This window comes from Citrobacter sp. Ct235, assembly GCF_030332305.1.
Lineage (GTDB): Bacteria > Pseudomonadota > Gammaproteobacteria > Enterobacterales > Enterobacteriaceae > Citrobacter_A > Citrobacter_A telavivensis.
The window spans coordinates 346,060-363,562 of record NZ_JAOWIC010000039.1 but is presented as its reverse complement, the minus strand read 5'-3'; the positions used below and the strand labels follow the sequence as shown (position 1 = coordinate 363,562).

Here is a 17,503-nt window from a genome sequence, read left to right as displayed (position 1 = left end):
CACCTAGTTATTCTGATAAATATCTTTGTACAACCGGCTTTCAAAGCGAACCAGCGGAATGCGACGGTTACGTTGATCGGCAGGTTCTACTGCATAACCCGACAGATACTGCACAAACGCCATCCGCTGCCCGCTTGCGGTGGTAATAAAGCCCGCCAGGTTGTACACACCCTGCAACGACCCCGTCTTCGCCGAGACCTTACCGTCGACGCCCGCCTGATGCAGACCCGCACGGTATTGCAGAGAGCCATCATAGCCCGCCAGCGGTAGCATTGAGATGAAGTTCAGTTCGTTATCGTGCTGTGCGATGTATTGCAGCACCTGCATCATGGTGGCAGGGGCAATCAGGTTATGGCGCGACAGACCGGAGCCGTCGGCGATAATTGTGTTGCCAATATCCACTCCCGCTTGCTGGCGCAGGATCTGCCGCACGGCATCGGAGCCTGCACGCCACGTTCCCGGCACGTTAAACCGCGCGTGGCCAATCATCCTGAAGACGGTATCGGCAATCATGTTGTCCGACTTTTTCAGCATAATCTTAAGCAGATCGTGCAGTGGCGCAGACTGCTTGCTTGCCACAACGGTACCCGGTTCGTTGACCTGCGTCTGGCGCAATAATGTCCCGTCATAGCTGATACCGGCTTGTTTTAACTCATCTTTCAGGATCGCCCCGGCATAACTTGCACCGTCCTGAATGGCAAATGCCAGTGGGAGAGGGTCAGCACGCTGCGGCAGACAACCGGTCAGCGTGAAGCGGTTTAAATCGCCCGGAACCACGTCCAGCTCACAATATTGCGCCTCTGCCGAGCCGCGCGCGAGGGTGCGAACCTGGCTGAACATGGTGACAGGGTAGTAAGACGCCACGCGAATATAGGCCAAATCGTTCGCTTTTTGCGCGCTGTAGAGCGAAATTGAGAAGCAGTTCCTGTCGACAATCGCGGCCGCTGGCGGCGCGCTGAAACACTGGGTCATGTCGTTCCAGGGCCACCCTGGCGCTTTATCGTGGCTGGCAAAAACAGAGGTATCAATAAGGACGTTTCCGGTAATTTTCGTGACGCCTGATTTTTTCAGGTTCGCCACCATATTCCGAATATCCTGGCGTTTTAGCGTCGGATCGGCACCAAATCGCGCAACTAAGTCGCCTTTCAGAACGCCCTCATCGACGCTACCTTTGGTCTCCAGCGTGGTGGTAAAGCGGAAGTCCGGGCCGAGCTGAATTAAGGCCGCCAGCGCGGTGATCACTTTCTGCGTACTGGCAGGAAGCGCCATTTGCTGACTATGATAATCAATCGCGGGGGTCGGGGCGCCGACCTTCTGGACCATGAGTGCAAGGTTGGCTCCGGCAGGGAGCTGGTTGATGTACTCGTCAACGTTCGCGGCCTGGACGCTGAACGCTACGCTGGTAGTCAATCCGATGATAAATCTGGGAAATCGCATAATCTCGCGCTAACAACCTGGAAACAAGCCGTCATACTACGGCGCAATGCCCTGCAAAGTAAACGATGACCCATAGGGAACTCCAGGGTAAAATGAACATCAAATTAAGAATTGTAGCTGACCTGGACCTTGCTTCCGGGTCGGTATTTTTTTGCTTCTGGCCCGGGTATGACGCCATACCGGGGCAGGCTTAACAGCCGGGGCGGAGCGATCGCCCCCTACAGGAATGTTCAAGAGGTATAACAAATGCAAGCGATTCCGATGACCTTACGTGGTGCAGAAAAATTACGCGAAGAGCTGGATTTTCTGAAATCTGTGCGCCGTCCTGAAATTATTGCCTCTATTGCCGAAGCGCGCGAGCACGGCGATCTGAAAGAGAATGCGGAATATCACGCGGCGCGTGAACAGCAGGGTTTCTGCGAAGGTCGAATCAAAGACATCGAAGCGAAGCTGTCGAATGCACAGGTCATCGATGTCACTAAAATGCCGAATAACGGTCGCGTTGTCTTTGGTGCCACAGTCACCGTTTTGAATCTCGATAACGACGAAGAGCAGACCTGGCGCATCGTGGGTGATGATGAAGCGGACTTCAAACAGAACCTGATTTCCGTCAACTCGCCGATTGCGCGTGGCCTGATTGGCAAAGAACAGGATGACGTCGTGGTGATCAAAACCCCGGGCGGCGAAGTGGAATATGAGGTCACTAAGGTAGAATACCTGTAAGTGCTCAAGATGTTGATGTATTGTAAAGAAAGGAAAAAGGCCGCATAGCGGCCTTTTATCAACGAAGAGAGCGTGGCATTTTGCTCTCCTGCTTGCGGGAAATCCCTCGTTTTACACAGGTTTTGTGTTCGACTTTAGGATATTCTTAGCGTGGCAGCGAGATTTTGCGTTCTTTACTCGGGCGATAAAGCACCAGCATTTTACCGATGACCTGTACATTACAGGCGCCGGTTTCGCGCACGATAGCGTCCACGATCAAGGTTTTTGTTTCGCGATCTTCAGACGCGACTTTCACCTTGATAAGTTCATGGTGCTCTAACGCTTGTTCAATCTCGGCCAGTACCCCTTCGGTCAAACCATTATTGCCAAGCATAACGACCGGCTTGAGCGGATGTGCCAGACCTTTCAGGTGCTGTTTTTGTTTAGTACTCAGATTCATCGTATATTTTTGCTTACGTTGGGATTGAAAACGGGTCATTCTACCGCCATCTCCCATATATCGCCAAATAGTGCGTGGAAATTTACGCCGTATGGCAACGATGTTCTGCCCCGATGGGAAAGTTAAATGACAGGTAAGAAGCGTTCTGCCAGCTCGAGTCGCTGGCTTCAGGAACACTTTAGCGATAAATATGTTCAAGAGGCACAGAAAAAGGGGTTGCGTTCCCGTGCCTGGTTTAAACTTGATGAAATACAGCAAAGTGACAAACTTTTTAAGCCGGGGATGACGGTAGTCGATCTCGGTGCCGCGCCAGGAGGCTGGTCACAGTATGTGGTCTCGCAGATTGGCGGCAAAGGCCGTATCATCGCTTGTGATCTTTTACCTATGGATCCTATCGTTGGTGTGGACTTTCTTCAGGGCGACTTTCGTGATGAACTTGTCATGAAGGCGCTGCTGGAACGCGTGGGTGACAGTAAAGTCCAGGTTGTCATGTCCGATATGGCACCAAACATGAGCGGAACACCGGCGGTGGATATCCCCCGTGCCATGTATCTGGTGGAACTGGCGTTAGAAATGTGCCGTGATGTACTAGCGCCGGGTGGCAGTTTTGTAGTGAAGGTGTTCCAGGGCGAAGGTTTCGATGAGTATCTAAGGGAAATTCGCTCCCTGTTTACGAAGGTGAAAGTTCGTAAGCCGGACTCTTCTCGCGCACGTTCGCGTGAAGTGTATATTGTAGCGACCGGGCGTAAACCATAACTGGTCGATTTCAGACGAAAGTTTGAAAGACGCTGGATATAGAGTATCCTGACGCTGTTTTTAACACAGTTGTAATAAGAGGTTAATCCCTTGAGTGACATGGCGAAAAACCTAATACTCTGGCTGGTCATTGCCGTTGTGCTGATGTCAGTATTCCAGAGCTTTGGGCCCAGCGAGTCTAATGGCCGTAAGGTGGATTACTCTACCTTCCTGCAAGAGGTCAACAACGACCAGGTTCGTGAAGCACGTATCAACGGACGTGAGATCAACGTTACCAAGAAAGATAGTAACCGTTACACGACTTACATTCCGGTAAACGATCCGAAGCTGCTTGATAACCTGCTGACTAAGAACGTCAAGGTTGTTGGTGAACCACCAGAAGAACCGAGCCTGCTGGCTTCCATCTTCATTTCCTGGTTCCCGATGCTGCTGTTGATCGGCGTCTGGATCTTCTTTATGCGTCAGATGCAGGGCGGCGGTGGCAAAGGTGCCATGTCGTTCGGTAAGAGCAAAGCGCGCATGCTGACGGAAGATCAGATCAAAACCACTTTCGCCGACGTTGCAGGCTGTGACGAAGCGAAAGAAGAAGTGGCGGAACTGGTTGAATACCTGCGCGAGCCGAGCCGCTTCCAGAAACTGGGCGGTAAAATCCCGAAAGGCGTCCTGATGGTCGGTCCTCCGGGTACCGGTAAAACCTTGCTGGCGAAAGCCATTGCAGGTGAAGCGAAGGTCCCATTCTTTACGATTTCAGGTTCTGATTTCGTGGAAATGTTCGTCGGCGTCGGTGCATCTCGTGTGCGTGACATGTTCGAACAGGCCAAGAAAGCGGCACCGTGCATTATCTTCATCGATGAAATCGATGCCGTAGGTCGCCAGCGTGGTGCGGGTCTGGGTGGCGGTCACGATGAACGTGAACAGACCCTGAACCAGATGCTGGTTGAGATGGATGGTTTTGAAGGTAACGAAGGTATTATCGTTATCGCGGCAACTAACCGTCCGGATGTTCTTGACCCTGCGCTGTTGCGTCCAGGCCGTTTCGACCGTCAGGTTGTGGTCGGCTTACCGGATGTACGTGGTCGTGAACAGATCCTGAAAGTGCATATGCGCCGTGTACCGCTGGCGCCGGATATCGACGCGGCAATCATTGCCCGTGGTACGCCGGGCTTCTCGGGTGCAGATCTGGCGAACCTGGTGAACGAAGCGGCGCTGTTTGCTGCTCGTGGCAACAAGCGCGTCGTGTCGATGGTTGAGTTCGAAAAAGCGAAAGACAAAATCATGATGGGTGCGGAACGTCGCTCCATGGTGATGACGGAAGCGCAGAAAGAATCGACCGCTTACCACGAAGCTGGCCACGCGATTATCGGTCGCCTGGTACCGGAACACGATCCGGTACATAAAGTAACGATTATCCCGCGCGGACGTGCGCTGGGTGTGACCTTCTTCCTGCCTGAAGGCGACGCGATCAGCGCCAGCCGTCAGAAACTGGAAAGCCAGATCTCCACGCTGTACGGTGGCCGTCTGGCAGAAGAGCTCATCTACGGTGTTGAACATGTTTCTACCGGTGCGTCGAACGACATTAAGGTTGCAACCAACCTGGCGCGTAACATGGTGACTCAGTGGGGCTTCTCCGACAAACTCGGTCCGCTGCTGTACGCGGAAGAAGAGGGTGAAGTTTTCCTCGGTCGTAGCGTTGCAAAAGCGAAACATATGTCCGATGAAACCGCGCGTATCATCGACCAGGAAGTGAAAGCACTGATTGAACGTAACTACAATCGTGCGCGTCAGCTCCTGAATGACAACATGGACATCCTGCATGCCATGAAAGATGCGCTCATGAAATATGAGACCATCGATGCGCCGCAGATTGATGACCTGATGGCTCGCCGCGATGTTCGCCCGCCTGCTGGCTGGGAAGAACCGGGCTCTAACAATTCTGACAATAATGGCACACCTCGTGCACCGCGTCCGGTTGATGAACCGCGCACGCCGAACCCAGGTAATACCATGTCAGAACAGTTAGGCGACAAATAAGTTACCGTTGTTGATGACTGCGTTTTATTGAAAACCCTGGGGCTTGCTCCGGGGTTTTTTCTTATCAATTCATACCAGGGATAACACCATGAAACTCTATGCCCAGGGCACCTCACTGGATCTCAGCCATCCTCATGTGATGGGGATCCTTAACGTCACGCCGGACTCCTTCTCAGATGGTGGAACGCATAACACGCTGATTGAAGCTGTGAAACATGCCAATCTGATGATTAATGCTGGAGCGACCATCATTGATGTCGGCGGTGAGTCTACGCGTCCCGGTGCGGCGGATGTGAGTGTGGAAGAGGAACTGGCGCGTGTTATCCCGGTAGTTGAGGCGATTGCCCAACGTTTTGAAGTCTGGATTTCTGTCGATACCTCAAAACCTGAGGTGATCCGCGAATCGGCAAGAGTGGGCGCTCACATCATTAACGACATTCGCTCGCTCTCTGAACCTGGTGCGCTGGAGGCGGCGGCAGAAACCGGTTTACCGGTTTGCCTGATGCATATGCAAGGCCAGCCGAAGACCATGCAGGAAGCGCCCAAATATGAGGACGTGTTTGCGGATGTGAATCGCTACTTTATTGAGCAAATAACACGTTGTGAAAGGGCAGGCATCGCAAAAGAGAAATTGTTGCTCGACCCGGGATTCGGTTTCGGTAAAAATCTCTCCCACAACTATACATTACTGGCGCGACTGGCTGAGTTTCACCATTTTAACCTGCCGCTGCTGGTGGGAATGTCACGTAAATCGATGGTGGGCCAACTGCTCAACGTGGGGCCATCAGAGCGTCTGAGCGGTAGCCTTGCCTGTGCGGTCATTGCTGCTATGCAGGGGGCGCAGATCATTCGTGTCCATGACGTCAAAGAAACCGTAGAAGCGATGCGTGTGGTGGAAGCCACATTGTCCGCAAAGGAAAACAAACGCTATGAGTAACCGTAAATATTTTGGAACTGATGGGATCCGTGGACGCGTGGGCGATGCGCCGATTACGCCTGATTTTGTGCTGAAGCTGGGTTGGGCGGCCGGTAAGGTCCTGGCGCGCCACGGTTCGCGTAAAATCATCATCGGCAAAGACACCCGTATTTCCGGTTACATGCTGGAGTCAGCGCTTGAAGCTGGCCTGGCGGCAGCAGGGTTGTCCGCGTCGTTTACGGGCCCGATGCCGACCCCTGCAGTTGCATATCTGACGCGCACTTTCCGCGCTGAGGCCGGGATTGTGATCTCCGCATCGCATAACCCGTTCTATGACAACGGTATCAAATTCTTCTCCATCGACGGGACCAAACTGCCCGATGCGGTCGAAGAGGCCATCGAAGCCGAGATGGAAAAAGAGATCACCTGTGTGGACTCCGCGGAGCTCGGCAAAGCCAGTCGCATTGTCGATGCCGCGGGTCGCTACATTGAATTTTGCAAAGGCACATTCCCGAACGAGTTGAGCCTGAACGAATTAAAAATCGTGGTGGATTGTGCCAACGGGGCAACCTACCATATTGCGCCGAACGTACTGCGTGAACTGGGTGCGAAGGTCATTACTATTGGCTGTGAGCCAAACGGCGTGAACATTAACGAAGAAGTCGGCGCCACCGATGTACGTGCCTTGCAGGCCCGAGTGATCGCGGAAAAAGCCGACCTGGGGATCGCGCTGGATGGCGACGGTGATCGTGTGATCATGGTTGACCATGAAGGTAATAAAGTCGATGGCGATCAGATCATGTACATCATCGCTCGTGAAGCGCTGCGTCAGGGACAATTGCGCGGTGGTGCTGTCGGGACGCTGATGAGCAATATGGGGCTGGAACTGGCACTGAAGCAGCTCGGTATTCCGTTTACCCGCGCGAAAGTAGGTGACCGCTACGTGCTGGAAAAAATGCAGGAAAAAGGCTGGCGTATCGGAGCGGAAAACTCTGGCCACGTCATTCTGCTGGATAAAACGACTACCGGTGACGGCATTGTTGCAGGTCTGCAGGTGGTCGCCGCGATGGTGCGTAATCACATGAGTCTTCACGATCTGTGCAGCGGCATGACAATGTTCCCACAGATTTTGGTGAACGTGCGTTACACCGCTGGCAGCGGCGACCCGCTGGAAAATGACACGGTGAAGGCGGTGACTGCGGAAGTGGAGTCTGCGCTGGGCAATCGTGGGCGCGTCCTGCTGCGCAAATCGGGTACCGAGCCGTTAATTCGCGTCATGGTAGAAGGTGAAGATGAAGCGCAGGTGACCGAGTTTGCCCATCGCATTGCGGATGCGGTCAAAGCGGTGTGAGAGAGACTTAACTGCATAAAAAGGCGGTATTTGCCGCCTTTTTACTCACGAGAAACTCGGCTTTTGCTGTTTTTTTCCGCAGTTGATACAATGCACTAAAATTGCCCTTGCGAAGGTCATTCGCTTTGGTTAGTATTCACACCCGCTTCAGTGGGAAACAGTAAAAATCCTGCTTTATTGGTTAGAAGCATTGGTATGCGGCAACTCCGCAAGGAACAGGTTGATTATGTACGAAGCTCTTTTGGTAGTTTTCCTTATTGTGGCAATTGGCCTTGTGGGCTTGATCATGCTGCAGCAAGGTAAAGGCGCTGATATGGGAGCCTCCTTCGGAGCAGGCGCTTCCGGGACGTTGTTTGGTTCAAGTGGTTCTGGTAACTTCATGACCCGTATGACGGCTGTGCTGGCGACGTTGTTCTTTATCATCAGTCTGGTGCTGGGCAATATCAACAGCAACAAAACCAATAAAGGAAGTGAGTGGGAAAATCTGAGTGCGCCGGCGAAGACCGAACAGCCTCAGCCAGCTGCTCCGGCTAAGCCGACCAGCGATATCCCGCAGTAAGATCTCAGTGCCGAGGTGGTGGAATTGGTAGACACGCTACCTTGAGGTGGTAGTGCCCAATAGGGCTTACGGGTTCAAGTCCCGTCCTCGGTACCAATATTCAAAAAAATGGACGTCAACGGACGTCCATTTTTGTATCTAAAATCCGCGTAGTGACTGGTTTTCTCCCCGTTTTATACTCTCTCAACGTCAACTTAATTCAATCGATATCAATCAATCCTTGTTGGTCTAAATGTTGGTACCGCCTTCACAAAGGTAAACCTTGTACCGGTGGACAGAGGAAAACCTAAGGCGCATCACGGATGCTAAGGTCAGAACGGGTAAATCACAGGTGATAATCCAGTAAAGCCATCTGGTGCCACTGGAATGCACTTCCTGGTTCACACCAACGGCTCGAAATACTGGCGTTTGCAAGTGCAGATAAGGCACATAAAGGAGCAGAGCGCTCACTTCCGGTGCAGCAGATATTTTGGTCGTTCATCCTGAACGAGGGCCATCTGGCGTAGCACCAGTGTTGCCGGATAGCCAATAAATAGCGGCAACTGCGCGGCGGAAACCGGGGGCGCTCAGGAAGGACTGGTAATATAAAAGAATACTCCCCTTCAGTGGTATCAGGAAAATCACACAACTCGCGGAGTTTATTTTCCATATCGATGCGCTGGTTGGCTAAATTTTGTGTACATGGGCCGACGGGCGGTGGGGCGGGAGCAGAAGATCCGTCTCTGACAATTTCCGGATGTCGTGAGATATAAATTAAAATTTTTCCGGGAGCTTTATAATATTTTTAAGCACCCCTCTGTCCAGTTCAATAAACCCGCCCTCTTTCAGGGCTGCGAGTATGCGCATGATCCCACTGCGCGATAAATGTGATTTGTCACGAATATACTGCGCTGCCGTTATGTTCTCTCTGATCCCCGGATTTTCGTTAAGCAGCTCGTAGAGCTGGGCACGCACAATCTGATAGGCGGACGGGGCAGTGAGCTGCTCGTGAGAGCTGAACAATTTACCGGCCACAACCATCATATGCTTCGCGACAGGCTCCCAGAGGTGATTTGCGCAGATGATGGCGTGCACATCTGCCATCCTGAGAATGGCAATATCACAGGGGACCTGCGTTTTGATATAGGCATCCGTCTCCAGCCGGTACAGGTTAGCCAGACCCAGCAGTGCTGGTGCCGTGACGGTGCCCATCAGGCGATCGTCGCGGGTCCGGTGAAGGGTGCCGTTGCCCCTGATTATCAGATAGCAGAAGCGTTCTCCACCAACCTGGTATCCTAACCGGCGACGTGGAAGGATACGCTTTACTTCAGCATTGCGCATGAGGTGTTCAGCCAGCAACGGGACGAATTCTGAAGGCTGTAAAATCAACGAGGGTGGCACGTCGGTAGCCATAAAATTCCTGTCATATGATCCACGTTAAACTAAGTGTAGCGTCACAACAGACGGGGCTCTCATAAATTATGAAACCTTCCTGCTGATGGAGGTCGGTAAAATCCTGCCGTAACGGGATATCCCGCTGAAGTACGCCAGTCCGCACATGCTGAAGATGATGAAACGCCCTGACACTATTGACTGCCAGCAGACGCGCATCAAGCAGTGACGCGGAATTCTGGCGATCGCCGACGAAGTGGATTTAAGGTGCGACTAGCCGATGCCCCTAAAATCCACAGTGCTGTGTACCTGAATGGCGAAACTAAAGTGAAACCAGATAGATCATGCGCGTGAAAGCCAGGAACGCTGATGAATACGATTTAAGTGGGGACGGTTTTATTTCTTCTGTTCTGACCTCTCTTTCTTTACGGGAGTGGGCGTATTATCTGTCATCCCTTCCTGTAATTCCTTTTTTACGGTAGCTTCTCCGTTTCAGGTCATTTTTGAGAAAAACGTCTAAAAATCTTAACAAATCGTAATCACGATCCAGATTGAATTTACGCATGGCAAGGTATTTATGGGTAGCGACCGTTTTATAGCTCATATTCTTTATTTTTGCGATCTGAGCTATCGAAAGTCCTTCGTAAAACAGTGCCATCGTATCTCGTTGCTGAAGAGATAAAGTACGGTGATTACAATCCGGACAAGACGGGGGCTGAGGGAATACGTTGCTGATTACCCACTTAAACCAAGCGATATAAATTTTCTGCGTAAGAACCTCAAGAGATTCTCGTCGTGTAATATACACAATATCGCCAAAGCAGGACGGCGATTTTTGTCCATTATCATTTTCATCTACCAGTCCAATAATAATACCCTTGCGGCGGTCCCGTAGCTCCGGTATACAGGTGTAACGTTCACCATTACACATGGAGAGAATAATCACATCAGCGGTGGCAATATTCTCAGGCGTGTAGTCAGTCATGAACTCAACGTCACACCTGAATCTCATCAGGTAGAATTCTTTGAGAAAATACATCATGCCCCGGCGGAATATCATATCGGGATCTTTTATTAAAATATTAAGCATTTTTAACCTGGTGTATAGCTGATGAAAAACCGCTCTTCAGGCCACATAAATCCCTGAAGGAAATGGCAACCGCCTCGTTCCGCTATTTTAAAATGCTGACTGTTTTCCACACCTTCCACAAGTACGGAGTTAACGTGCCGGGCGCAAAGCATAATAAACAGGCTTAAGGATGAGGGTTCCTGTAATACGCTTTTGTCAATTTTCACCCCGTCGAATCGCGCCAGCTCAGCTTCCAGATAACCATACTGCTCCGGTAAAATATCATCCAGCCACAGCTCTGCGCCCATGGATTGTATCATCCTGGCACAGGCATAAAAGGCCTGGCGCCCGGAGTATGATAACGAAATAAAATTCTCAGGATCCTGAACCTCAAGAACAATCCCCTCCCGCAGCCACGGGAGGAGTTGTTCAGTAGCTTGTGAAGAACAGAGTATCCGAGCGGGAACGTTTAAATAGTACGTTTTTCTGTTTTTCATTTTTTCAACGATCTGCAACTGCCAGCATAAAAGATTCAGACAGGCAAGATCGGACTGTGAGGCAAAGTACTGCTCATGATTAATTCCGGGTTGCAGTAAACTTAATACCTCCCACGCCTTAATCATTTTTTCAGCCACAGAATAAATGGGCTGAAAACGGATCCCGAGCACCGCACTTTCAAACGGTAAGCGATACATAGTGCACCTTCAACATAATTATCCCTGCCAGGGAGCGCTCTACTGCCAGGTAAAATCGACGTTCATCACAGACTGAAATGTACCCGCTGTCGCACTGCCCTGCGGGGTAAACATCCTGGCCGACAGCGGGAAGGATGCCGATCGGGTACTGATACTGACGCTCTGCCGCAGGGAACTCCCCGGAGCCCAGGTCGTGTTATGGTCACGGCTGGCGATACGCAGCGCCATGTTGGTACTGGATCCACTGTTTTTCCAGGCCGTGGCGTCCTGGGTATCCACCGTACCGCTGAGCAGAGCGGTAACGGTGGCGGTACCTGCCGGGCAGTTGGTGAGCAGCAGGTCGAAGTCCTGCCACTCCCCGCCTTCGCCTGCTGTTTGCAGATCGCGCCGCTGCAGCGTGCCTAATTCCACGGTTTTATTGACCGTGCCGGTATCCACCGTACAGGGGCTGGCGACAACGTTCCCGGAAACGGATACTGAGGGATCTGCCTGCACAGCAGTGGAGAATAACGTTAAGCAGAAGGCGGTTTTCAGGCCGGGCTTGAACATAGCTGTCACCTTTTCGCCCCAGCATTCCGGGGCATTTGACGGGTTACTGATAGGTAAAGGTTGCCGTCACCACGGCTTTAATGGTGCCCGGTGTAGCGCCACCCGCGCTGGAGTAAGCCTTCGCCTTCATCGACATGGTCACGGTACGGTCAGCCTGCACGCTCTGGGTGATGGTCGAACCGTTCCCCTTCAGGGTGCCGCTACTGGCCTGAATTAAGGCCACCGCCACGTTCGTCGCCGTCCCGGTGTTAGTGTAATAGCCTGCGCCAGCCACGGGATCGCTGGTACCGGCGAAGGTCGCCACCACGCCGGAGGTACCGGTCGGGCAACTGGTTAATTTAATATCGAACGGCACTTCCGGGGAGGAAGAGGAAGGTGCCGCCAGGGTGGTTGCCTGAATATTACCGAGATCGACGTCGATGTTGCCGGTGCCGCCGTTCACCACGCACGGAGAAGCCACTACGTTGCCGGTAATATTCATGGTCACGGTATCACCGGCAAATGCGCTGTGGCCTGCCATCATTAAGCCGAGCGAAGCCGCGGCGAAAAGGGTTATTTTTGCCATTTCAATTATTCCTGCGGTTATTACTGGTACGTTAAATCAAGGGTCGCGGATGCGTTTGCTTTGCCCGTGGCAACACTGGTCCGGGTCTGATAATAACGGGCGGTGATCGGGAAGGTTTCCTGGCCGCCTGCCGATCGTTTCAGCACAATACGGTTATTGAGTACTAACGGCGCGCCGTTATATAACAGCTGTACGCCGACACCTTTTGCCACGTCGGCATTTCCCTGGCCGGTTAAGGCTAATACGCTGGTCGTGCTGACGTCCGGGTTCTGGGTACCCTGGAGCATAACGTTAATGTTGGCTCCGGCATCGCAGTTCAGGCCAAGATTTTGCGTATTCTGGGCACCGACGGGGACGGTTCCTACGCTACTACTGAATCCAGATACTAATACATCACCAATCGGAAAAGTTAGGCTTGGCGTTGTTATCGAACAAGCGACTTGTGTAACGCTCCCGGCACCCATATAAATATCGGTGTAAATGATTGCAGAATTAGAATCAAGATATGCGGAAAGAATTTTCTCTGCCGAAAGTGTACCAGAGGAAATATCCCCAACTTTTTTTAAGGTTGCAGTGTAGGTGCGACCAGAATAAACCGTGGCTGTTCCCTGATATACCGGGCTGGCCGGATTGGTAGCATATACACCACCGCTATCTACTATTGATATTGCCACGCCACCTATACCTGTCTCGTAGTAATTGGTAAAACCATATACTACGCGCCCCCCTTTATAATTCATTAAATAATATGTATTGCCACTGTAACAAGTCAGAAGATTTACTCCTGTAGGCATTGTAACACTTGCCGTAGCAATAATGCTTCCTACAGGAGCGTCACGTTGAACCAGCACATTGCCGAAATAAATCGTCCCTGAAACATAACCATTTTTTGTACAGCTTGCAAAAGTGTTTTTTACACAAGTTATTAATAAGATAAGCAGCAATATATTTACTATTCTTGCGATTTTCATTTTATCTCTCATTTATCACAACGCGACTCTGTAACGATTAAGCCATTAACAGATTGGGTTTTAGAAGGATGATATGTAACCTGACATTCATTCTCTGCACCATCACCCCACTTCACTTTCAAAGCGTTGGATTCTTCTAATCCTGTCAGATATACCTGTCCATTGCCGCCGACGATAAATGCCTGGTCGTTTCTCCGATCGTTAATCGTCGCAATCGCACCAAACGGCACTGGCATTCCATTAGACTGCGTCAGCGTCATTAACACCCGCATCCCCACGTTTGCCACATAATCCGCCCTGACCACCGCGCCACGGGTTGGAATAACGGTTTTATTGGTCAGTTCCAGCTCCACGTCATCCGGCAACGTATCGGTCATCAACGCCACGTCGTTCTTACGGTACGGCGTCAGGTTGCTGACGGCGGTATAGCCGCGCCAGTCAGTTTTCGCCCCGCTCTGGTTCTGAATGCTCACCCCCTTCGCGCCAGGTGCTTTTACCAGCACGTTGGTTTCACCCAGCGGCTGCGAGAAGGTCACGCCGTCGCCATGGGCAATGATCCCGCCCTGCAGGCCGTAGTTCAGACGATCGCTGTCCCTGTCGTAGCCGTAACCTGCAGTGACTTCACCGTAGGTACCCTTGTAATCCGCGTTAGCGTTGCCGGAATAACCCACATCATTGGTGCCGTAACCCTGCTGCACGTTCCAGCTCAGGGCGTTGTTTTCCAGCGCCGTGCCGTTCAGCCCTACGTTGTGTGTGGTGCCGTTGTTCTTGCTGACATTCATGCTGTAGTTGGCCCAGGTACGCGGCAGGAATTTCTCCAGCGGCACGCTGATGTTCAGCGCAATCTGCTGATCCTTGTCGTAGCTGGTCGCATGGCCGTAACTGTCGGTACTACCGTTTTTACTGTAGGTATAGGTGATCCCGTAGCTCACGCTGTTCCACGAGTTGTTATAACCGGCGCTGTACGACTCCATGGTCTTACCGCTATTCCAGTAATCCTCACGCACGGCGCTCAGCATCAGCGAGCCCAGACTCTGGCCAATATTCTGGCTCATGGTCAGCTCGGCGCGGTTGCGACGACGGTCCTGTAGCGCGCTGCTGTCACCGTAAGAATCCAGCACCTCCTGCATGCCGTAGTAGCCGCTGGTCGAATAGCGGTAACCGGCAATGGCGAAGTTGGTACCCGTCTCAACAAAGTTTTTGCTGTAGCGGATCCGCCAGGACTGGCCGTTACTCTTATCAATATCCTGCGGTTTTGACCTCGCCTGGGTCAGGTCGGTGGAGAACGCACCGAAATCGCCCATGTTTTTACCAATACCCGCAGCCAGAGACTGATACTTGCTCGACTCCTGGAAGCCACCGTACAGGGTCAGGCCATACGGCAGGCCGTAAATACCGGTCAGCTGGCTGAACGGGGTTTTGTCCACGTCGCTGTTATACGAGCGGTACTGACCACCGGTCACCGCATACTTAAAGCGCCCTTCACGCTGCAGAACCGGCAGAGAGGCAAAGGCCACGGTAAAGTGCTGCTCGCTGCCGTCGCTCTCTTTCACGGTGACGTCGAGGTCGCCCGCGCCGCCGGTCGGGTACATGTCGGTGATTTCAAAGGCACCCGGCGCCACGTAGCTCTGGTAAATCTGGTAGCCATTCTGGCGAATAACGACCTGCGCGTTGGTCCGCGCAATCCCGCGAACCACTGGCGCATAACCTTTCAGCGAATCCGGCATCATGTCGTCGTCAGAGGCCAGTTGCGCCCCGCGGAACGGAATACTGTCGAACACGTCCGCTGGCGAGGAACTGTCACCGGTGGTGAGCAGTGCCTTCAGCGGGATAATCGCCCGCTGACCGTAGGTGTAGACCGTGTCCCATTTGTCGCTGCCGCTGCTGTCACGGGTCCAGGTGGTGTAGTTACGCAGCCGCCACGGTCCGATGTTAAACCCCGGACGCAGGTTGGCGTACTGGCTATTGGAATCGCTGCCATTACCGTTACGCGCCCGGTTGTTCGATCCGTTCAGGCTGTAGTTGAGCATCGCGGCGGTGATCCCTTCATCCCACATCTCTGGCGGCACGTAGCCACGCGCTTGCGGCGATAGGGCTGCCTGCGGAATACTGATCACCAGACGCTGGGTGCTGAACTGGAATTCGGCTGAGGCCTGCGGAATTGCGTTTAGCTTCGCGCATTCGCCACCAGAAGTCAGTTCAGGGAACAGCTCGGTCTTCACGCCCCAGCTTTTCAGCAGTGCAACGCTCAGGCACGGCTGCAGCGACTCTTCGCCATCCGCCCCTTTTACAGCGTCGAAGCTGATCTCGCGGGTATCGATAATCTGCTCGCTGATGATCACGTCGACACGATAGGTGCCGGGCAACTGCGAGCCGGATTCAAACGCCGATAGATCGGCACCTTTCATACCCGGAGAATCCAGCTCAATCAGCTCGGGATTAAAATAATCACGTGCCTGGGCGGCTTCTGAGGCTGCACCGAGCGCTAAAGTGATTAAAAAGGCAAGGCGAGCAGGATTAAATAAAAATGCCTGCTTATTTTCACTTATCACAACGTTACTCCGTCGGTACGAAACAGGTGTCCTTTCCCCGGGGCGGTTTACAGCGTGGCGTTATGAACGTTTCCAATGCCGCCGTAGTCGTTAATTATTTTGAAGGTCACCGCCCCGCCGTTAACACCATTCGGCAAATCAAAGCGTGCAGTTGAACCCGGCAAAACGTAGGTCACGTTTTCCAGCTTTTTACCGTTGACGTTAATTTCGTTGAAGTTCATCACCACACTGGTGGGGTTGGTCACCTGGATCTGATTTCCGCTGCGCTGCCAGGTTAATTTATCTGCCAGCTCTTCCGGAATAACGCCCTTCAGCGCCGCCGGACGGTATATCAGTTTGATACGGGTTTTCACCGCAATTTGCAGGGTATTGTCTTTGCGCGAAGCTGCCGGAATGGCTTTGATATTCAGCCAGTAGAGCGACTCTTTATCCTGTGCAACTGAACCGGCTAATACAATACGCTCCACGTTCTGCTGATCTTTATCCAGACGATATAAGGGCGGAGTAATAATAAAAGGAGCTTTCTCAGCCCCCCCATTTTGCGTTTCCACCCACGACTGAATTAAATACGGCGTTGTGTCCGGGTTATTGACGCTAACAGAGGATTCTTTTTTATTGCCGTCATAAATTACGCGAGTCCCGCCAATAACCACTCCGGCATTGGCCCCTGAAATACCAGCGGAAAGAATCGCACAGGCAATTAAAGTTTTACTCAGAAAGTGCATTTTATACCTCGATTAAAAAAGGGGCCGGACTGCCGGCCCCCGTTACTTTTCCAGCAGGGGAATCAGTTGTAGACCACGGAGAAGTTAGCTACCGAGTTTGCCGGACCGGCAGTGACTGCAGCAACTGTAGACTGGTACTGCGCGTAGAAGTCCAGGATGTTGTCTGCGGTGCTGGTCAGGGTATAGCGGTAACCGTTAGAACCGTGCAGCGGCAGGTCAGCCTTGTCAGCGGTCATCAGATGGATAGCAACCCCCGTAGCAGCCCCGGCAACAGAACTATCGACAGCCAGCAGAGTGGAATTCATCGCGTCAGGGGTACCGTCGAAGCGGACGGACGCAGAGGTCACTGTAGTCGGGCAGTTTTTGAGAACGATATCGAATTTCGTTGCTGCAGTCTTGTTGCCAGCAGTAGTAAATTCAGACTTGTTATATCTGCCCAGCTCAACGGTCTGGTTCTGAGAACCCACGTCAACGGTGCATGCTGCATCCAGAATTTCGCCGTTGAAGTTCACGGTGCCGGAAATTGCGAATGCGTTAGACACAGACAGAACAGCGGTAACAGCGACAGCAGTCGCGATAATATTTTTTTTCATAAATTAAATATCCTTAGTAACACTATTAATTTCTGAAATTCAGACAGCAGCATCCAGATGGCCTTACAACCATATATTTTACGCCAGTCATTTCATTTCTATTTTACAGCAGGCAGAACACAAAGCTATTTACTTGCTTGCTTTGCTTTATTTGCTTGGTTGCCTGAGTGCAATTTATAAAACTATTTATTCAAACTCAAA

At 52.0% G+C, this 17,503-nt stretch carries 17 protein-coding genes, 1 tRNA gene and 3 pseudogenes; 9 read left to right on the top strand and 12 right to left on the bottom strand.

Annotation, left to right across the window (positions count from 1 at the left end):
- Positions 1 to 3 precede the first annotated feature (3 nt).
- Positions 4 to 1,437, bottom strand: coding sequence for a serine-type D-Ala-D-Ala carboxypeptidase (dacB, locus tag OGY35_RS06145; RefSeq protein WP_286631699.1), 1,434 nt, complete (start codon positions 1,435 to 1,437; stop codon positions 4 to 6).
- A 246-nt stretch (positions 1,438 to 1,683) separates the two neighbouring features.
- On the opposite strand from dacB, the gene greA reads away from it, so the two are divergent.
- The gene (gene greA / locus OGY35_RS06140) at positions 1,684 to 2,160 is read left to right on the top strand and encodes a transcription elongation factor GreA (RefSeq protein WP_042325084.1); all 477 of its coding nucleotides are present in this window, start codon (positions 1,684 to 1,686) and stop codon (positions 2,158 to 2,160) included.
- A 145-nt stretch (positions 2,161 to 2,305) separates the two neighbouring features.
- Here greA and yhbY read toward each other — a convergent pair whose 3' ends face one another.
- Positions 2,306 to 2,599 carry a ribosome assembly RNA-binding protein YhbY gene (gene yhbY / locus OGY35_RS06135; RefSeq protein ID WP_041686369.1) on the bottom strand — a complete coding sequence of 98 codons (294 nt, stop codon included), beginning with the start codon at positions 2,597 to 2,599 and terminating at the stop codon, positions 2,306 to 2,308.
- Between the two features lie 126 nt (positions 2,600 to 2,725).
- Between yhbY and rlmE the strand changes: the two genes are divergently transcribed.
- The 6 genes from rlmE to OGY35_RS06105 all read left to right on the top strand — a co-directional run bounded on the left by rlmE (position 2,726) and on the right by OGY35_RS06105 (position 8,308).
- The gene (rlmE, locus tag OGY35_RS06130; protein ID WP_042291855.1) at positions 2,726 to 3,355 is read left to right on the top strand and encodes a 23S rRNA (uridine(2552)-2'-O)-methyltransferase RlmE; all 630 of its coding nucleotides are present in this window, start codon (positions 2,726 to 2,728) and stop codon (positions 3,353 to 3,355) included.
- Positions 3,356 to 3,454: 99 nt separating this feature from the next.
- The gene (gene ftsH, locus OGY35_RS06125) at positions 3,455 to 5,386 is read left to right on the top strand and encodes an ATP-dependent zinc metalloprotease FtsH (RefSeq protein WP_152406153.1); all 1,932 of its coding nucleotides are present in this window, start codon (positions 3,455 to 3,457) and stop codon (positions 5,384 to 5,386) included.
- 88 nt (positions 5,387 to 5,474) lie between these two features.
- The gene (gene folP / locus OGY35_RS06120; protein WP_286631698.1) at positions 5,475 to 6,323 is read left to right on the top strand and encodes a dihydropteroate synthase; all 849 of its coding nucleotides are present in this window, start codon (positions 5,475 to 5,477) and stop codon (positions 6,321 to 6,323) included.
- Positions 6,316 to 7,653, top strand: a complete 1,338-nt coding sequence (gene glmM / locus OGY35_RS06115; protein WP_152406151.1) for a phosphoglucosamine mutase — start codon at positions 6,316 to 6,318, stop codon at positions 7,651 to 7,653. The genes folP and glmM overlap by 8 nt, the downstream gene beginning before the upstream one ends.
- 226 nt (positions 7,654 to 7,879) lie before the next feature.
- Positions 7,880 to 8,212 carry a preprotein translocase subunit SecG gene (gene secG / locus OGY35_RS06110; RefSeq protein ID WP_046488020.1) on the top strand — a complete coding sequence of 111 codons (333 nt, stop codon included), beginning with the start codon at positions 7,880 to 7,882 and terminating at the stop codon, positions 8,210 to 8,212.
- A gap of 9 nt (positions 8,213 to 8,221) precedes the next feature.
- Positions 8,222 to 8,308: transfer RNA gene (locus OGY35_RS06105), tRNA-Leu, on the top strand.
- A gap of 318 nt (positions 8,309 to 8,626) precedes the next feature.
- Here OGY35_RS06105 and OGY35_RS24550 read toward each other — a convergent pair.
- Both OGY35_RS24550 and OGY35_RS06100 read right to left on the bottom strand, forming a co-directional pair.
- A pseudogene (locus OGY35_RS24550) lies at positions 8,627 to 8,754 on the bottom strand (phage integrase family protein); the annotation flags it as partial.
- A gap of 211 nt (positions 8,755 to 8,965) precedes the next feature.
- Positions 8,966 to 9,604, bottom strand: coding sequence for a winged helix-turn-helix transcriptional regulator (locus OGY35_RS06100; RefSeq protein WP_286631696.1), 639 nt, complete (start codon positions 9,602 to 9,604; stop codon positions 8,966 to 8,968).
- An 82-nt stretch (positions 9,605 to 9,686) separates the two neighbouring features.
- Between OGY35_RS06100 and OGY35_RS24545 the strand changes: the two are divergent.
- Both OGY35_RS24545 and OGY35_RS24540 read left to right on the top strand, forming a co-directional pair.
- A pseudogene (locus tag OGY35_RS24545) lies at positions 9,687 to 9,809 on the top strand (hypothetical protein); the annotation flags it as partial.
- A gap of 47 nt (positions 9,810 to 9,856) precedes the next feature.
- Positions 9,857 to 9,972: pseudogene (locus OGY35_RS24540) on the top strand (hypothetical protein); the annotation flags it as partial.
- Between the two features lie 53 nt (positions 9,973 to 10,025).
- On the opposite strand, the gene OGY35_RS06090 reads toward OGY35_RS24540, so the two are convergent.
- The 8 genes from OGY35_RS06090 to OGY35_RS06055 form a co-directional block, all read right to left on the bottom strand.
- Positions 10,026 to 10,673: a helix-turn-helix transcriptional regulator gene (locus tag OGY35_RS06090; RefSeq protein ID WP_178823018.1), complete on the bottom strand. Its 648-nt coding sequence runs from the start codon at positions 10,671 to 10,673 to the stop codon at positions 10,026 to 10,028.
- Between the two features lie 2 nt (positions 10,674 to 10,675).
- A complete protein-coding gene (locus OGY35_RS06085) occupies positions 10,676 to 11,347 on the bottom strand; it encodes an EAL domain-containing protein (protein WP_286631694.1) in 672 nt (223 codons plus the stop codon).
- Positions 11,348 to 11,386: 39 nt separating this feature from the next.
- The gene (locus tag OGY35_RS06080; RefSeq protein WP_286631692.1) at positions 11,387 to 11,896 is read right to left on the bottom strand and encodes a fimbrial protein; all 510 of its coding nucleotides are present in this window, start codon (positions 11,894 to 11,896) and stop codon (positions 11,387 to 11,389) included.
- A 43-nt stretch (positions 11,897 to 11,939) separates the two neighbouring features.
- Entirely contained in the window at positions 11,940 to 12,461 is a 522-nt protein-coding gene (locus OGY35_RS06075) for a fimbrial protein (protein WP_286631691.1), read from the bottom strand.
- A 20-nt stretch (positions 12,462 to 12,481) separates the two neighbouring features.
- On the bottom strand, positions 12,482 to 13,432 hold the full coding sequence (locus OGY35_RS06070; RefSeq protein WP_178826363.1) for a fimbrial protein: 951 nt from the start codon (positions 13,430 to 13,432) through the stop codon (positions 12,482 to 12,484).
- An 8-nt stretch (positions 13,433 to 13,440) separates the two neighbouring features.
- Complete coding sequence (locus OGY35_RS06065; protein WP_286631768.1) at positions 13,441 to 15,981, bottom strand: fimbria/pilus outer membrane usher protein; 2,541 nt, start codon at positions 15,979 to 15,981, stop codon at positions 13,441 to 13,443.
- 50 nt (positions 15,982 to 16,031) lie between these two features.
- Entirely contained in the window at positions 16,032 to 16,709 is a 678-nt protein-coding gene (locus OGY35_RS06060; RefSeq protein WP_286631689.1) for a fimbrial biogenesis chaperone, read from the bottom strand.
- Between the two features lie 62 nt (positions 16,710 to 16,771).
- Complete coding sequence (locus OGY35_RS06055; protein ID WP_286631687.1) at positions 16,772 to 17,302, bottom strand: fimbrial protein; 531 nt, start codon at positions 17,300 to 17,302, stop codon at positions 16,772 to 16,774.
- Positions 17,303 to 17,503: the final 201 nt, after the last annotated feature.

Coding starts and splice junctions, on each gene's coding strand:
- OGY35_RS06090 (WP_178823018.1), bottom strand. CDS start 10,673: ATGCTTAATATTTTAATAAAAGATCCCGATATGATATTCCGCCGGGGC.
- OGY35_RS06055 (WP_286631687.1), bottom strand. CDS start 17,302: ATGAAAAAAAATATTATCGCGACTGCTGTCGCTGTTACCGCTGTTCTG.
- dacB (WP_286631699.1), bottom strand. CDS start 1,437: ATGCGATTTCCCAGATTTATCATCGGATTGACTACCAGCGTAGCGTTC.
- folP (WP_286631698.1), top strand. CDS start 5,475: ATGAAACTCTATGCCCAGGGCACCTCACTGGATCTCAGCCATCCTCAT.
- ftsH (WP_152406153.1), top strand. CDS start 3,455: ATGGCGAAAAACCTAATACTCTGGCTGGTCATTGCCGTTGTGCTGATG.
- yhbY (WP_041686369.1), bottom strand. CDS start 2,599: ATGAATCTGAGTACTAAACAAAAACAGCACCTGAAAGGTCTGGCACAT.
- OGY35_RS06100 (WP_286631696.1), bottom strand. CDS start 9,604: ATGGCTACCGACGTGCCACCCTCGTTGATTTTACAGCCTTCAGAATTC.
- OGY35_RS06080 (WP_286631692.1), bottom strand. CDS start 11,896: ATGTTCAAGCCCGGCCTGAAAACCGCCTTCTGCTTAACGTTATTCTCC.
- rlmE (WP_042291855.1), top strand. CDS start 2,726: ATGACAGGTAAGAAGCGTTCTGCCAGCTCGAGTCGCTGGCTTCAGGAA.
- OGY35_RS06060 (WP_286631689.1), bottom strand. CDS start 16,709: ATGCACTTTCTGAGTAAAACTTTAATTGCCTGTGCGATTCTTTCCGCT.
- greA (WP_042325084.1), top strand. CDS start 1,684: ATGCAAGCGATTCCGATGACCTTACGTGGTGCAGAAAAATTACGCGAA.
- OGY35_RS06070 (WP_178826363.1), bottom strand. CDS start 13,432: ATGAAAATCGCAAGAATAGTAAATATATTGCTGCTTATCTTATTAATA.
- OGY35_RS06075 (WP_286631691.1), bottom strand. CDS start 12,461: ATGGCAAAAATAACCCTTTTCGCCGCGGCTTCGCTCGGCTTAATGATG.
- OGY35_RS06085 (WP_286631694.1), bottom strand. CDS start 11,347: ATGTATCGCTTACCGTTTGAAAGTGCGGTGCTCGGGATCCGTTTTCAG.
- glmM (WP_152406151.1), top strand. CDS start 6,316: ATGAGTAACCGTAAATATTTTGGAACTGATGGGATCCGTGGACGCGTG.
- secG (WP_046488020.1), top strand. CDS start 7,880: ATGTACGAAGCTCTTTTGGTAGTTTTCCTTATTGTGGCAATTGGCCTT.